This window comes from Sphingopyxis sp., assembly GCF_965279725.1.
In the GTDB taxonomy this organism is placed as follows: Bacteria; Pseudomonadota; Alphaproteobacteria; order Sphingomonadales; family Sphingomonadaceae; genus Sphingopyxis.
The window spans coordinates 1,464,755-1,478,929 of the sequence record NZ_CBDIIL010000003.1; the positions used below are offsets into that span (position 1 = coordinate 1,464,755).

The 14,175-nt window shown below is 64.9% G+C and carries 15 protein-coding genes; 6 read left to right on the plus strand and 9 right to left on the minus strand.

Annotation, left to right across the window (positions count from 1 at the left end):
- The first annotated feature begins 24 nt into the window (after positions 1 to 24).
- Positions 25 to 2,334: a patatin-like protein gene (locus tag ACQY6T_RS16015; protein WP_428632377.1), complete on the plus strand. Its 2,310-nt coding sequence runs from the start codon at positions 25 to 27 to the stop codon at positions 2,332 to 2,334.
- Positions 2,335 to 2,469: 135 nt separating this feature from the next.
- Here the strand turns inward: ACQY6T_RS16015 and ACQY6T_RS16020 are convergent, their stop codons facing one another.
- The 3 genes from ACQY6T_RS16020 to dnaK form a co-directional block, all read right to left on the minus strand.
- Positions 2,470 to 3,444 carry an MBL fold metallo-hydrolase gene (locus ACQY6T_RS16020; RefSeq protein ID WP_428632379.1) on the minus strand — a complete coding sequence of 325 codons (975 nt, stop codon included), beginning with the start codon at positions 3,442 to 3,444 and terminating at the stop codon, positions 2,470 to 2,472.
- Positions 3,445 to 3,509: 65 nt separating this feature from the next.
- On the minus strand, positions 3,510 to 4,628 hold the full coding sequence (dnaJ, locus tag ACQY6T_RS16025; protein ID WP_428632382.1) for a molecular chaperone DnaJ: 1,119 nt from the start codon (positions 4,626 to 4,628) through the stop codon (positions 3,510 to 3,512).
- Positions 4,629 to 4,685: 57 nt separating this feature from the next.
- On the minus strand, positions 4,686 to 6,593 hold the full coding sequence (dnaK, locus tag ACQY6T_RS16030) for a molecular chaperone DnaK (protein ID WP_428632384.1): 1,908 nt from the start codon (positions 6,591 to 6,593) through the stop codon (positions 4,686 to 4,688).
- A 154-nt stretch (positions 6,594 to 6,747) separates the two neighbouring features.
- On the opposite strand from dnaK, the gene ACQY6T_RS16035 reads away from it, so the two are divergent.
- From ACQY6T_RS16035 to ACQY6T_RS16055, 5 genes are all read left to right on the plus strand, one after another.
- Positions 6,748 to 7,281 (plus strand): copper chaperone PCu(A)C, encoded by a 534-nt coding sequence (locus tag ACQY6T_RS16035; RefSeq protein WP_428632386.1) that lies wholly within the window; start codon positions 6,748 to 6,750, stop codon positions 7,279 to 7,281.
- Between the two features lie 6 nt (positions 7,282 to 7,287).
- Positions 7,288 to 7,764, plus strand: coding sequence for a vgr related protein (locus tag ACQY6T_RS16040; RefSeq protein ID WP_428632387.1), 477 nt, complete (start codon positions 7,288 to 7,290; stop codon positions 7,762 to 7,764).
- Positions 7,761 to 8,333 carry a hypothetical protein gene (locus ACQY6T_RS16045; RefSeq protein WP_428632388.1) on the plus strand — a complete coding sequence of 191 codons (573 nt, stop codon included), beginning with the start codon at positions 7,761 to 7,763 and terminating at the stop codon, positions 8,331 to 8,333. Before ACQY6T_RS16040 ends, ACQY6T_RS16045 begins: the two co-directional genes overlap by 4 nt.
- Before the next feature lie 66 nt (positions 8,334 to 8,399).
- On the plus strand, positions 8,400 to 8,807 hold the full coding sequence (locus ACQY6T_RS16050; RefSeq protein WP_428632389.1) for a hypothetical protein: 408 nt from the start codon (positions 8,400 to 8,402) through the stop codon (positions 8,805 to 8,807).
- A 70-nt stretch (positions 8,808 to 8,877) separates the two neighbouring features.
- A complete protein-coding gene (locus ACQY6T_RS16055; protein WP_428632390.1) occupies positions 8,878 to 10,233 on the plus strand; it encodes a DNA recombination protein RmuC in 1,356 nt (451 codons plus the stop codon).
- 105 nt (positions 10,234 to 10,338) lie between these two features.
- On the opposite strand, the gene ACQY6T_RS16060 is transcribed toward ACQY6T_RS16055, so the two are convergent.
- From ACQY6T_RS16060 to ACQY6T_RS16085, 6 genes are all read right to left on the minus strand, one after another.
- Positions 10,339 to 11,052 (minus strand): META domain-containing protein, encoded by a 714-nt coding sequence (locus ACQY6T_RS16060; RefSeq protein WP_428632392.1) that lies wholly within the window; start codon positions 11,050 to 11,052, stop codon positions 10,339 to 10,341.
- A 177-nt stretch (positions 11,053 to 11,229) separates the two neighbouring features.
- Positions 11,230 to 12,042, minus strand: a complete 813-nt coding sequence (locus ACQY6T_RS16065; protein ID WP_428632394.1) for a TrmH family RNA methyltransferase — start codon at positions 12,040 to 12,042, stop codon at positions 11,230 to 11,232.
- 4 nt (positions 12,043 to 12,046) lie between these two features.
- Positions 12,047 to 12,325 (minus strand): HPr family phosphocarrier protein, encoded by a 279-nt coding sequence (locus tag ACQY6T_RS16070; RefSeq protein ID WP_293841373.1) that lies wholly within the window; start codon positions 12,323 to 12,325, stop codon positions 12,047 to 12,049.
- A complete protein-coding gene (locus ACQY6T_RS16075) occupies positions 12,322 to 12,726 on the minus strand; it encodes a PTS sugar transporter subunit IIA (protein ID WP_428632692.1) in 405 nt (134 codons plus the stop codon). The genes ACQY6T_RS16070 and ACQY6T_RS16075 overlap by 4 nt, the downstream gene beginning before the upstream one ends.
- Before the next feature lie 38 nt (positions 12,727 to 12,764).
- Entirely contained in the window at positions 12,765 to 13,703 is a 939-nt protein-coding gene (gene rapZ / locus ACQY6T_RS16080; protein ID WP_428632396.1) for an RNase adapter RapZ, read from the minus strand.
- A complete protein-coding gene (locus ACQY6T_RS16085; RefSeq protein WP_428632398.1) occupies positions 13,700 to 14,146 on the minus strand; it encodes an HPr kinase/phosphorylase in 447 nt (148 codons plus the stop codon). The genes rapZ and ACQY6T_RS16085 overlap by 4 nt, the downstream gene beginning before the upstream one ends.
- Positions 14,147 to 14,175: the final 29 nt, after the last annotated feature.

Below are 14,175 nucleotides of genomic sequence, written 5' to 3' on the forward strand. Positions count from 1 at the left end.
CCAAACCGCGCTATCATCCCGGCAATGCGGGAAAAGGAACTGCGCTTCGCTCTGATTTGCTACGGCGGCATCAGCCTCGCCGTCTATATGCACGGCATCACCAAGGAAGTGTGGCGGCTCGCCGCGGCGTCGGGCGCTTTTCACGACGGCACCGCATCGACCGGGTCGGGGGCGGTCTATGGCGAACTGCTGGCGGAGATTGCGGGGCGCAGCAATGTGCAGCTGCGCGTTCTGGCCGACATCGTCGCCGGGGCGAGCGCGGGCGGGATCAACGGCATTTTCCTGGCGCGCGCGCTGGCGACCGGGCAATCGCTCGACCCGCTCACCGACCTGTGGCTCGACGATGCCGATGTCGACAGCCTGATCGACCCCGACGCGCGGCCGCTGTCGGCGGCGACCAAATTCTGGGCGGTGCCGATCGCTGGCTGGATGATGAAAAAACGCGGCAATGTCATCGACCGCACCGTCGGTGCGGGCGCGCAGGACGAGGTGCGCGCCAAGCTGTCGCGCTTCGTGCGCGCGCGCTGGTTCGAACCGCCGTTCGGCGGCGAGACCTTTTCCAACCTGCTACTCGATGCTTTTGATGCGATGGATGCGGGGCCGCCGGGGCCGGTGCTGGTGCCGGGCGGCCAACCGATCGACCTGTTCGTGTCGGTTACCGATTTTGCAGGACATAGCGTGCCGCTGGCGCTCAACAGCCCGCCGCGGGTGACCGAGGACGAGCATCGGCTGATGCTGCATTTTCGCGAGGACAGCCGCACCGGCGCGCGGCTCGACGATGTACCCGGCCTCACCGCGGCGGCGCGCGCGACCGCCAGCTTTCCCGGCGCCTTTCCGCCTTTCACGCTGCGCGAACTCGACCGGGTGCTCGCTAAGCGGAAGATCGCGTGGCCGGGCCGCGACGCCTTCATCCGTACCCAGATGCCGGTCGCGGCCGATGGCGACCCCGCCGACCGGGTGCTGATCGACGGATCGGTGCTGGCGAACGCGCCGTTCCGCCCCGCCATCGCGGCGCTGAAACAGCGTCCGGCGCGGCGCGAGATCGACCGCCGCTTTGTCTATATCGATCCCAAGCCCGATTACCGGTCGATCAGTTTCGGCAAACCGGCGGCGGCGGGCGAGGCGCGGCTGCCCGGCTTTATGGCGACCATCCTTGGTGCGCTGTCCGAAATCCCGCGCGAACAGCCGATCCGCGAAAATGTCGAGGCGATCGAGGCGATGTCGCGGCGGATCCGCCGGATGCAGCATATCGTCGATGCGATGAAGGTCGAGGTCGAGGAGCAGGTCGCGGCGCTGTTCGGCACGACCTTTTTTCTAGACACGCCGACGGTGGCGCGGCTGGGCAAATGGCGGGCCAAGGCGCAGGATCAGGCGGCGGCGCGCGCGGGTTTCGCTTACGCGCCCTATGGTCATCTCAAGCTGTCGGCGGTGATCGAGGAGCTCGCCAGCCTGATCGATCGGCTGTTGCCACCCGAAGGCGCCGTGCACCGGACCAATCGGCGGCTGGCGTTGTGGACCGAGGCGCGGGCGCGCGGGCTCGACCGGATTTCCGGCAAGAAAGGGGCGGGGGCGAGCGGCGACGCGATCGCCTTTTTCCGCACCCATGACCTCGGCTTTCGCATCCGCCGGTTGCGCTTTCTGGCGCGCGAGCTCGACACCGCGGTCGAGTCGACGCGCGACAGCCGTGATCCGGTGTGCGAGGATATGCGCGAGGCGATCTTTACCGCGCTGGGCCTTTATCTGGACCGGCAGGGCGACAGCTGGCTCGCCGACCTCGATCTGCCTGCCGATGCGGGGGCAGGCGACTGGATCGACGCGGTCGCGGCGCGGCGCGATCTGACCGTGATCGACGGCGAGGCCGATGTGCTGATCGCCGCCGGACTCGCCGCGATGCCAAAGGACGACCGGCGCACGCTGCTGCTCGCCTATCTCGGCTATCCCTTTTACGACATTGCAACGCTGCCGTTGCTGCAGGGCGAGGGGTTCGACGAATTCGACCCGATCAAGATCGACCGCATCTCTCCGTCGGACGCCACGGCGATCCGAACCGGCGGCGCGGGGGCGATGCTGAAGGGGATCGAGTTCAACAGCTTCGGCGCCTTTTTCAGCCGCGCCTACCGCGAGAACGACTATCTGTGGGGGCGGCTGCACGGCGCCGACCGGCTGATCGACATCGTCGCGAGCAGCGTCGGCGGCGAGCAGGGACTGTCGAGCGAGGAGTTGGCGGCGATCAAGCGCCGCGCGTTTCACGCTATACTGGACGAGGAAGAGGAACGGCTGCCGAAGGTCGCCGGACTGATCGCCGAATTGAGGGGCGAGATTGGCGTGGCCTAGAGCCGGACGACTATAGGCTGAGCCATATACTCCGTTCGTGTCGAGCGAAGTCGAGACACCCATCGGGGCAGCGTCAGTGCGAGGGGCATCTCGACTTCGCTCGATGCAAACGGGTCAAACCGATGTCATCATGCCTCAGTGACTATGCGATCCGCCGCCATGGTCATGCTCGGCGGCACCCTTGGCGCCCATCACATCCTTCGACCGGTCGGGCTGCATCCCCTTTGGGTGCCCCTTTTCGCTGCTGAATACCGCTGCGACAAACGCATCGCCCGAAATGAAGCCGCCTTTCACCTCATATTTCGCCGCCGGCTTCATCGCCTGCACCTGTTCCAGCGTCTTGCCCGCCGCCTTGGCGCTTTCGACCGCGGCGATGACCTCGGCCAGCATCGCGCGATAGGCGGCGAGATCGGCTTTGCTCGCCAGCGGGCCATGACCGGGAATGATCACGCTCTTGTCGTTCGCCAGCGCCAGCACTTTGTCAGCTGCAGCGAGCAAGCCATAGGCGGAGCCACCGCTTTCCAGATCGATGAAGGGCAGGGTGACCTTGTTGAAAAACGTGTCGCCCATGTGAAAGACGTTGGCGGTTTCCCAGTGCAAAATCGAATCGCCGTCGGTGTGGGCGTGGGGCGCATGCATGACGCGCAGCGTGTCGCCGTTGAGATGCAGCGAGATACCGTCGTGATAGGTCAGGATCGGCAGCGCCTCTTTCGCGGCGGGCGGAACCGTATCGCCGCGCAGCGGCTGCCCGGCGGCCATCCGTTCGCGGACATGGTCGTGCGCCATGATCATCGCGCCCGCCTTGCCGAAATTCTCGTTCCCGCCGCTATGGTCGCCGTGCCAATGGGTGTTGATCAGCCATTTGACCGGCGTTGCCCCAAGCGCCGCCACCGCGGCTTCGAGCTTGGGGGTCAGCGGAGCAAACTGATCGTCGACCAGCACGGTGCCATCGGCGCCGTGGCTGACCGCGATATTGCCGCCGGCACCGAACAACACCGCGATGCCGGGGGTGACGACCTCGGTCTTGATTTCGACCTTGGAGAAATCCTGCGCTGTGGCAGCGATTGGTGCGAGAAGGAGAGCGGATGCGAGCAGGACGGCGCGAAGCATGATGGACCTTTCGCTGAGAGAAGCAGGCGACCTGTGTAGCCATCCCACCGTCCGGCGCAACGCCCTCAATCGGTCAGATCGTCCCACATATCCTTGATCCGCCCGAAAAAGCCCTGACTGGCCGGACATTCGTCGCCGGTCTCGGTCTCGCGGAACTCGGCGAGCAGCTCTTTCTGCCGCGCGCTGAGCTCGGTCGGGGTTTCGACATCGATCTGAACGACGAGGTCGCCATGGCCGCGGCCGTTGAGCACCGGCATACCCGCGCCGCGTTGGCGCAATTGCTTGCCCGACTGAATGCCTGCGGGGATGTTGATGTCATGCTTGGCACCGTCGAGTCCGGGGATGCTGATCTCGCCGCCCAGCGCTGCGGTCGTAAAGCTGATCGGCGCGCGGGTGAACAGCGTCGTGCCTTCGCGTTCGAATATCTTGTGCCGCGCCATGTGCAGGAAGATGTAGAGGTCGCCCGGCGCCGCGCCGCGCGCGCCGCTTTCGCCTTCGCCCGACAGGCGGATGCGGGTGCCTTCATCGACCCCGGCGGGGATGGTAACGGTCAGCGTCTTGCGGCGGTCGACGCGGCCTTCGCCGTGGCAGCTGTTGCAAGGGTCGGCGATGACTTCGCCCGCACCCTGGCAGGTCGGGCAGGTGCGCTCGACCATGAAAAAGCCTTGCTGGGCGCGGACCTTGCCATGACCGGCGCAGGTCGAACAGCGGCTGGTCTGGGTGCCGGGCTTGGCGCCCGAGCCGTCGCAGGCATCGCAGCGCGCCGCGACATCGACCTGGATCTCGCGACTGCAGCCGGTGAAGGCGTCCTCAAGCCGGATTTCCATGTCGTAACGCAGGTCGGCGCCGCGTGCGGGACCGCGCTGTTGGCGGCCGCCGCCAAAGGCCGAGCCAAAGATCGATTCGAAAATATCACCGATATCGCCGAAATCGGCGCCGCCGCCGCCACCCGCGCCGCGCACGCCTTCCTTGCCGAACCGGTCATAGGCGGCGCGCTTTTGCGGATCGCGCAGGCAGTCATAGGCTTCGCTGATCGACTTGAAGCGCGCTTCGCTGTCGTGGCACCCCGGATTTTTGTCGGGGTGATATTTCATCGCCAGCTTGCGGTAGCTCGCTTTCAACGTCGCGTCGTCGGCGGTGCGTTCGCATTCGAGCAGTTCGTAATAATCGATGTCGAGTGACATAGGTCAACAGGCCCCCTCCGGCCCGTCGGACCCGGGTGGGGTCCGACGGGGGAGTTCTTACTTCTTGTCGTCTTCGACTTCGGAGAATTCGGCGTCGACGACGTCTTCGTCGGTCTTTGCCTCACCAGCATCGTCGGCGCCGGGGGATGCGGCCGACTGCTGTTCCTTCTCGTAGATCGCCTGGCCCAGCTTCATCGCGACCTGCGCCAGCGCCTGCGACTTTTCCGTCATCGCGGCGGGTTCGCCGCCTTCGACCGCGGTCTTGGCTTCGGCCACCGCCGCTTCGATCTCGGCCTTCAGCGCCGCATCGACCTTGTCGCCATGCTCGCGGAGCTGGCTTTCGGTCGAATGGATCAGGCTTTCGGCGTTGTTCTTCGCCTCGGCCGCCTCGCGGCGCACCTTGTCCTCTTCGGCGAACTGCTCGGCGTCCTTGACCATCTGGTCGATGTCGGAGTCCGAAAGGCCGCCCGAGGCCTGGATCTTGATCTGCTGTTCCTTGCCGGTGCCCTTGTCCTTGGCATGAACCGACACGATGCCGTTGGCATCGATGTCGAACGTCACCTCGATCTGCGGCACGCCGCGCGGCGCCGGTGGGATGCCGACCAGGTCGAACTGACCCAGAATCTTGTTATCCTGAGCCATTTCGCGCTCGCCCTGGAACACGCGGATCGTGACCGCCGACTGGTTGTCGTCGGCGGTCGAATAGACTTGGCTTTTCTTGGTCGGGATCGTCGTGTTGCGGTCGATCATCTTGGTCATGATGCCGCCCAGCGTTTCGATGCCAAGCGACAGCGGGGTGACGTCGAGCAGCAGCACGTCCTTGACGTCGCCCTGCAGCACGCCGGCCTGGATCGCGGCGCCGATCGCGACGACTTCATCGGGGTTCACGCCGGTGTGCGGTTCCTTGCCAAAGAAATCCTTCACGACTTCGCGCACGCGCGGCATGCGGGTCATGCCGCCGACCAGCACGACTTCGTCGATCTCGCTCGCCGAAATGCCGGCGTCCTTGATCGCCTTCTTGCAGGGCTCAAGGGTACGCTTGACCAGCTCTTCGACCAGCTTTTCCAGGTCCGAACGGGTGATCGTCTTGACCAGATGCTTCGGCCCGTTGGCGTCGGCGGTGATGAAGGGCAGGTTGACCTCGGTCGTCGCTGCGGTCGACAGTTCGATCTTGGCCTTTTCGGCGGCTTCCTTCAGGCGCTGCAATGCCAGCTTGTCGCCGCGCAGGTCGATGCCTTCGTCTTTCTTGAAGCCGTCGGCGAGATATTGGACGATCTTGCTGTCGAAATCTTCGCCGCCCAGGAACGTGTCGCCGTTGGTCGACTTCACTTCGAACACGCCGTCGCCCACCTCGAGGATCGAGATGTCGAAGGTGCCGCCGCCAAGGTCATAAACCGCGATCGTCTTGTTCTCGGTCTTGTCGAGACCGTAAGCGAGCGCCGCTGCGGTCGGCTCGTTGATGATGCGCAGCACTTCCAGGCCCGCAATGCGGCCGGCGTCCTTGGTCGCCTGGCGCTGCGCGTCGTTGAAGTACGCCGGCACGGTGATCACCGCCTGGGTCACCGTCTCGCCCAGATAGGCTTCGGCGGTTTCCTTCATCTTTTGCAGGATGAAGGCCGAAATCTGCGACGGCGAATAATCCTCGCCGCCCGCCTTGACCCATGCGTCGCCGTTGGTGCCCTTGACGATCGTGTAAGGAACCAGCTCGGTATCCTTCTTGGTGATCGGATCGTCGAAGCGGCGGCCGATCAGGCGCTTCACCGCGAAAACGGTGTTTTCGGGATTGGTGACCGCCTGGCGTTTTGCCGGCTGGCCGATCAGCCGTTCGCCATCCTTGGCAAAGGCGACGATCGACGGCGTCGTCCGCGTGCCTTCGACATTTTCGATTACCTTGGGCTTGCCGCCTTCCATCACCGCCACACAGCTGTTGGTGGTGCCGAGGTCGATCCCGATCACTTTCGCCATTTGTATTCAGTCCTTGTTGCTTCTGCGGCGCCCTGAAAAGGCACGCCGTTCATTGAGGTTCTGGGCGCGATATAGGTGCGCTAATCCTTGGCACAAGGGTTTTGAGGGCTTATCGGGGACGGGAAATCATGTGCTTTTACGGAGTCCTCCCAAAATGAAACCTTTCGCGCTCCTCGCTCTCGCCGCCACCACGCTGACCCTGTCGGCGTGCGGAGAAAATCTGGGCAAGGGGCAACCGCTGAATGTCGTCAGCGGGCATATCGTGATGGGCGCGACGCCCGACCGGCCGGCGGTCGGCTATTTCCGGGTCGAGGGCGGGCCGGTGCCGGTTCAGCTCGTCGCGGTGACCGCCGACCTCGCGCAGCGCGTCGAAATGCATGAAAGCGTGAAAGAAAACGGCGTCGTGACGATGAAGCCGCTGCTCCGCGCCGAGGTTCCGGCCAAGGGCGAGCTGATCTTCAAGCAGGGCGGCAAGCATCTGATGATCTGGGGCATCAACGGCGCCGCGGTGCGCGCGGGCAAGCTGCCGATGGCGTTCGTCTTCACCGACAACAACAATGAACGCATATTGTTCGACATGGTGATCAAGCCCGCCGAGGGCGCGGCGGCGGGTAGCGAAGCGGCGATGGATCATGGCGCAATGGGGCACGGCGAAGACAAGGCAGCCCCGGACGCGGCCAAGAAGTAAGCGCGGGTGCCGCGCGCCTCGCGATCCTTGACCAGCGGCGAGGTCGCGCTTGCCAGGACGGTGTTCGGCGACGCAATCGCCTATGACCGCGTCCGCATCTGCCATCACAAATGGATCTTTTTCCAGCCGCGCGGCGTCGTCATGGCACCGATGGGCAGCCTGCATTTCAACCCACATGGCGAGCTGTATTGCGACGATTTCAGCGCCGCGTCGCAGCGCCTGCAAGGGCTGTTCATCCATGAAATGACGCATGTCTGGCAGGCACAGACGCGCGGGCGCTGGTATCTGGTGCTTATGCGCCATCCCTTCGCGACCTACAGCTACAGCCTGAAACCCGGCTGGCGGCTCGATCGATACGGATTGGAACAGCAGGCCGAGATCGTCCGCCACTATTGGCTGCTCACCCAAGGCATGGTCGTTGGCGGTGGCCCGGGAGTCGAGGCGTATCGCGCGATCTTGCCCGAGCAATGGGGCGCGGCATGAGCGATTTCGAATTTGTCTTCGTACTCTACAGCCTGCTGCTCGGCCTCTCGATGGTCGAACTGCTCGGCGGATTGGGCCGCGCGCTCGAGGTGCGCTTTGCGGCACAGGCGGAGCGCGAGGCGTTTTCGATCGGCTGGCTGACCCCGCTGCTCGCGATCTTTGTGATGCTCGATCTGCTGTCCTTCTGGAGCGCCGCGTGGACTGCGCGCAACAGCATCACGGTGTCGACCACGACGCTGATGGCGGTCGCCGCCTTTGCCAGCGTTTATTTCCTCGCCGCGCGACTCGTTTTCCCCTCGCATCCCGAGGGGTTCGCCAATCTCGACGTCCATTATTTTCGCGTCCGGCGGATCGTGCTGGGGTTGTTGCTAGCGCTGCTCGTGGCGCAGCTGGGCTATTATCTGTCGCTCCCCGATCTGGCGGCGAGCCTAGCTCGCCCGATCGCGTGGATTATGACCGCCGTTCTCGTGGCGCTGATGGTGGCCGCGATGTGGGTGACACATCGCCGCTGGAGCATTGCTATCCTCGCCGCGCTGATCCTGCGTTATGTCGTCATCTATCTGGTTTGAAGTCTTATTTAACGCGGCCGTAACCCGGCCGCGCTAGGCGCGCCCTGATGGAGGGGAGTTTCAACTATGAGGAAGATTGTTGTCACCGCGCTGAGCCTGCTCGCGATGTCGGGCTGCTCGGCGGCACCGGATACCTATGACTTCGCAGTTGCCGACGCGCAGGAGCGGCTGGTCAACGGCACCTATCCCAAAGGCTCGATCCAGAATTTTTCAAGCCATAACATTACCCCAAGCTCGCTGGGCGAGGGGCGGATCGAATGGCAGATCCGCATGGACGACGGCAACGTAGGTTTCCGCTGCGAATCGCAACTGACCCCGGCCAATGACGAGGACACACAGGTGCGCATTGTCAGCCAGTGCGGCCAGGACACGGGCGACGAACAAGATATGATTATCGAAGCGGCGCGGCGGTCGCTGGAGCGGCTGATCGAATCAAACCTGACCGGCAAGCCCTACGTCAAAGGCGACGTATAGGTTTCGGAATCGCGACGCAGGCGCAATTACGGGCTAGCCAGCGGGGCGGCGTTCGTCGTATGTTCCGCTGATGGATGGAATGTCGCTTCTCGTCGCTTTTGTTGCCCTCGCCATCGGCAGTCTGATCGGCTGGCTGTCTGCTGGTCGGCAATCAGGCGCGCTCAAGGCCGAACGCGACGGGCTGTCGGAGCGGTTCAAGGTTGCGGTGACCGACCTGGCCGCCGAGGCCGAGGCGCGCAAGGCGGCGGACATCCAGCTTGCCTCGCTGCTCAGCGAACAGCGCGCGCGCGATGCCGCGCATGATGCGCAGATTGCGCAGCTGAAGGACGCCCAAGCGGCGCTCACGACGCAGTTCCGCGAAGTCGGACAGGTGATGCTCGACGGCGCGCAAAAGGCGTTCCTCGAACGCGCCGAGGCGCGGTTCAAGGAAAGCGAAGCGACCGCGGGGCAGAATCTGAAAGCGCTGCTGTCGCCCGTCCACGAGCGGCTCCAGAAATATGAGGAGGCGGTCGGCAAGGTCGAGGCCGAGCGGCGCGACGCGTTCGGCCTGCTTCACGGCCAGATCGCGGCGATGCGCGAAGGCACCGAACGCGTGTCGAGCGAGGCGGCGAAGCTGGTCAACGCGCTGCGCAACGCGCCGAAGGCGCGCGGGCGCTGGGGCGAGCAGCAGCTCAAGAATGTCCTCGAAAGCTGCGGCTTGTCCGAACATGCCGATTTCCAGACCGAGGTCAGCGTGACCGACGGCGATGGCGCGCGGCTGCGCCCCGACGTCGTCGTCAAGGTTCCGGGCGGGCAGAGCCTGGTGATCGACGCCAAAGTGTCGCTCAACGCCTATCAGGATGCGTTCGGCGCGGTCGAGGAGCGCGAGAAAGCGCTGCATCTCGCCTCCCATGCCGCGGCGATGAAGGCGCATGTCAACACGCTGGGCGCCAAGGCCTATTGGAACCAGTTCGACGACACCCCCGATTTTGTCGTGATGTTTGTGCCGGGCGAACATTTCCTCGCCGCGGCGCTCGATCAGGATCCGACGCTGTGGGACTATGCGTTCGAGCGCAAGGTGCTGCTCGCGACCCCGACCAACCTGATCGCGATCGCGCGCACCGTCGCCGCGGTGTGGCGGCAGGAAAAGCTTGCCAATCAGGCGCGCGAGATCGCCGCGCTCGGCAAGGAGCTGTATGCGCGCATGTCGGTGATGGGATCGCACATCGCCAAGGTCGGGCGCAATCTCGATCAGGCGACCGGCGCGTATAACGCCTTTGTCGGCAGCTTCGAATCGCAGGTGCTGACGCAGGCGAAGCGGTTCGAGGCGCTGGATATCGAGACGGGTGACAAGGAGATTGCCGTACTGCCGGTGGTCGAACAATCGGCGCGCCCGCTGGCGAAGCTGGCGGCGGGACCAGCGGCGGTCAACGACGCGGGGGAGTAAGGGAACCCGCCCGTTGGTGTCGAGCGAAGTCGAGACACGCTGGGCTCGCGCTCCGCTTCACGTGTCTCGACTTCGCTCGACACCAACGGAACGATGAGGTGGGTTTCAAATCACCCGCTTCAACACCGCCGTCTGCCCTTCGCTCCCGGTCAATATCAACGTCCCGTCGTTGGGAAAGGTCAGGCGGACCGGCGCCGCCATCAATTTGAAGAACGCGTTTTCCTGCGTCGATCCCGCGCCCGGACACGCCATCTCGGTCGCCATCAGCGGTCCGGCGGTCAGCGTGCCGCTCTCGGCCGAATAGCCGCCCGAAAAGCGGTTGCAGCCCGCGCTGCCGCTCAGCCGTGCACCGTCGAATTGCAGCGACGTCGGCCGGTCCTTGGCGACCGCGACGCCGCCGATCGACACAAAGGTCCAGCTCGAATCGGCCAGCGTGTCGGGCGGCAATATTTTTCCGCCGCAGCCGTGCAGCGTCCTGCCGTCGGCGACGACGCGCACCGTGTCGGCAAAGCGGCGGTCGCTCATCCCGTCGCTGCACGGCGCCTGTTTGATCACCACCGACAGCCGGTCGGTAACATAGGTGCGGCCGTTCATGGACGGCTTCGCGCCGGGGTTGGCGACCATGATCTTGGTTTCGCCATAGTCGCCGTCGTAATTGAGCCGCGCCGGGGTGATCTCGAGCGTCCAGCCGGGTTCGGTGCCGAGCGCCATATACGCGTCGGCGGCGGGCAGATTGGCGGGCGTCGTCGGTGGCAATTCGTTAGCGGGGGCGCACGCGGCCAGCATGGGAAGGGCGATCAGGTGCATATGTCGGATCATGGGGCAGTCTCCTCATCTCGTCATGCTGAACTTGTTTCAGCATCCATGGCCCGCGTTCTCGTTCGGCGCCGCGCCGGAGGGACACTCTGGCCATGGACCCTGAAACAAGTTCAGGGTGACGAAGCTACAATGGATCGTGTCTGTAAGCGAAAGCCGATGTCGTTCCGCTGAACGCCGCTATTTTCGCCGCTGGTTCAGCACTTCATACGCCATCACCGCAGTCGCGACCGCGGCGTTCAAGCTGTCGGCCTTCCCCATCATCGGCATCTTGACCCGCACATCGGCGGCATCGGCATAGGCGGGCGGCATCCCCTGCGATTCATTACCGGTCAGGATGAAGGTTGGCGCGGCATAGCGCACCGCCTGATAATCCTGCGTGTCGTCGCCGAGCCAGGTCGCGACGAGCTGTCCCGGCCCCTGCCGCAGCCAAGGCAGGAACTCGTCCCAGCGCGCCTGCACCAGCGCCTGCGTAAAAATCGCCCCCATGCTCGCGCGCACCGCCTCGACCGCATAGGGATCGGTGCTCTCGTCGAGCAGGATAAGCCCCCCCGCACCCACGGCATCGCCGGTGCGCAGGGTGGTGCCGAGGTTGCCGGGATCGCGGAGGCGCTCGGCAACCAGCCAGATCGGCGCGGCGTTGCGGTCGAGATCGGCGAGGGTCGTCTTCGGTTCGACGTAGATGCCGACGACGGTCTGGGCATTGTCCTTGCCCGACAATTTCGAAAGGATCGCGGGGGTCGTGTCGATCACCTCGCCGCCCGCCGCGAGCGTGTCGGCGACCAGCGCGGCGGCAAGAGGGTGCTTATCGCCTTCGGGACCGAGGAACAGCCACTGCGGCAATACCCCCGCCTCGCGCGCTTCGGTCGCGATGCGCAGCCCTTCGGCCAGGAACAGCGCCTCGGCGCGGCGATGACGCTTTTCGCGCAGCAGCCGCATCCGCTTGACCAGCGGGTTCGACAGGCTTTCGATTTGAGAACGGCGACCGGTCATCCGGTCAATCCTCGCCGAAGCTGTCCTTGACCAGCCCGACGAGTTTCAGCAGCGCGGCATCGGCGCCGTCGCCGCTGGTGTGGATGGTGATCGTGTCGCCCTTGGCGGCGCCCAGCATCATCAATCCCATGATCGACGTGCCGTTGACCCGCGATCCGCCCTTTTCGACCTCGACCGATACGCTTTCGGGCAAGCGGCTGACGAAGGTCACGAACTTGGCGCTGGCGCGCGCGTGCAGGCCGCGCTGGTTGGTGATCTCTACCGTTTCGGAAATTTCGCTCATGGCCCGACCCCCAGCATTTCGGATGCGACCGAAATATATTTCTGGCCGGCTTCCTTGGCGGCGATCACCGCCGCGCGCAGTTCCATCGATTTGCGCGCGCTCTCCAGCCGGATCAACATCGGCAGATTGACCCCGGCGATCACTTCGGTGCGCCCCGATTCGAGCAGGCTGATCGCCAGGTTCGACGGGGTGCCGCCGAACAGGTCGGTCAGCATGACGACGCCGCGGCCTTCGTCGACGGCGCGAATCGCGTCGGCAATTTCGCGGCGGCGCATTTCCATATTGTCGTTCGGACCGATGCAGACGGTCGCGATCGCGCGCTGCGGCCCGACGACATGCTCCATCGCGCGCACCATTTCCTCGGCGAGACGGCCGTGGGTGACAAGGACCATGCCCAGCAGCGGCAATGCTTTATCGGTGGGCATGAACTGCGAGACCCTTATATCTGGCCGCCGGCCGCGGATGCCGCGGGCGGGGGCCTGCCCTCAAGCCCATCTTGCGGGGCAGAGTCAAGGTTGCGGTGGGTAAGGGTCGGTTCGTGACCGGCCGTACGGAGCGTTTTGGTCACGCGGTCGGCGACATGGACCGAGCGGTGGCGACCGCCGGTACAACCAAAGGCAATGGTGACATAGCTTTTGCCCTCGGCGCGGTAGCGCGGCAGCAGGGTCAGGATCAGCTTTTCGATCTGTGCGACGCTGTCCGCATACGCCGGATCGGCCATCACATAAGCGGCGACGTCGGCATCGAGCCCGGTGCCGGATTTCAGCTTCGCATCCCAATGCGGATTGCGCAGGTAGCGCATGTCGAAAACCAGGTCGGCGTTGCGCGGTAAACCGCGGGCGAAGCCGAAGCTCAATATATTGAGCACCGGTTCGTCTTGGCCGGTCTCGCCAAAGCGCTGGCGGACTTCCTGTTGCAGGTCGTTGCTGCTGTAGTTTGTGGTGTCGATGACGTGCTCGGCCCAGCGGCGCAGCGGGTCCATCATCTCGCGCTCACGCGCGATGCCGTCGGCGGCGGGCCTGTCCTCGGCCATCGGGTGGCGGCGGCGCGTTTCGGAAAAACGCCGTTCGAGTTCGGCGCCGGCGCAATCGAGGAACAAAGTCTGGATGTTGCGCCCGCCGGCCTCGCGCAGCGCCTTGATCCGCTGCACCAACAGTGCGGGGCGAAAACCCCGGCTGCGGCTGTCGATACCGATCGCTAGCGGGCGGCCCACTTCGCCGCGCTTCACTGGCGCATCGATCAATGTTTCGAGCAGCGCGAGCGGCAGATTGTCGACGACTTCCCAGCCCAGATCTTCGAGCACCTTCAGCACCGTCGATTTGCCCGCGCCCGACAGGCCGGTGACCAGCAACAGACGCGGTTCGGCGGCGTCCTTCATTCGCCGGTCGCCAGCCGGTCGAGCGCAAGCAGGATCTTGATCGGCGCCGATGTCTCGAACGCCGACAAGGTCAGCGAGGGCAGCGCGTACCCGGCAATCTGTTCGACCGCGTTTTCGGGTGGCATGCGTTCGTACCGATCGGCCAGGCGCACCGCGAGCGCCAGCGGTACCGGCGCGGTCCACAGCTGATCGACGATGCCCAGCCCGCGCACTTCCAGCTTGCCTGCCAGTTCGGCGGGCGGGCGGCACCACAGGCGTCCGCGCTCGAACCAGATGTCGCAGCGGTCGTCGGCGACCAGCCGCGCGCCGCGATCGATCAGCCGCAGCGCGAGGTCCGATTTGCCGTGCCCTGAAAGACCGAGCAGCAAAATGCCGCGGCTGCCCGCGGCGACACAGCTCGCGTGAATATTGACGATATCGGGTCTGGTCCGGCTGGGCAGCATCGCACAAGGCTTACCGGCGACAATGCTGC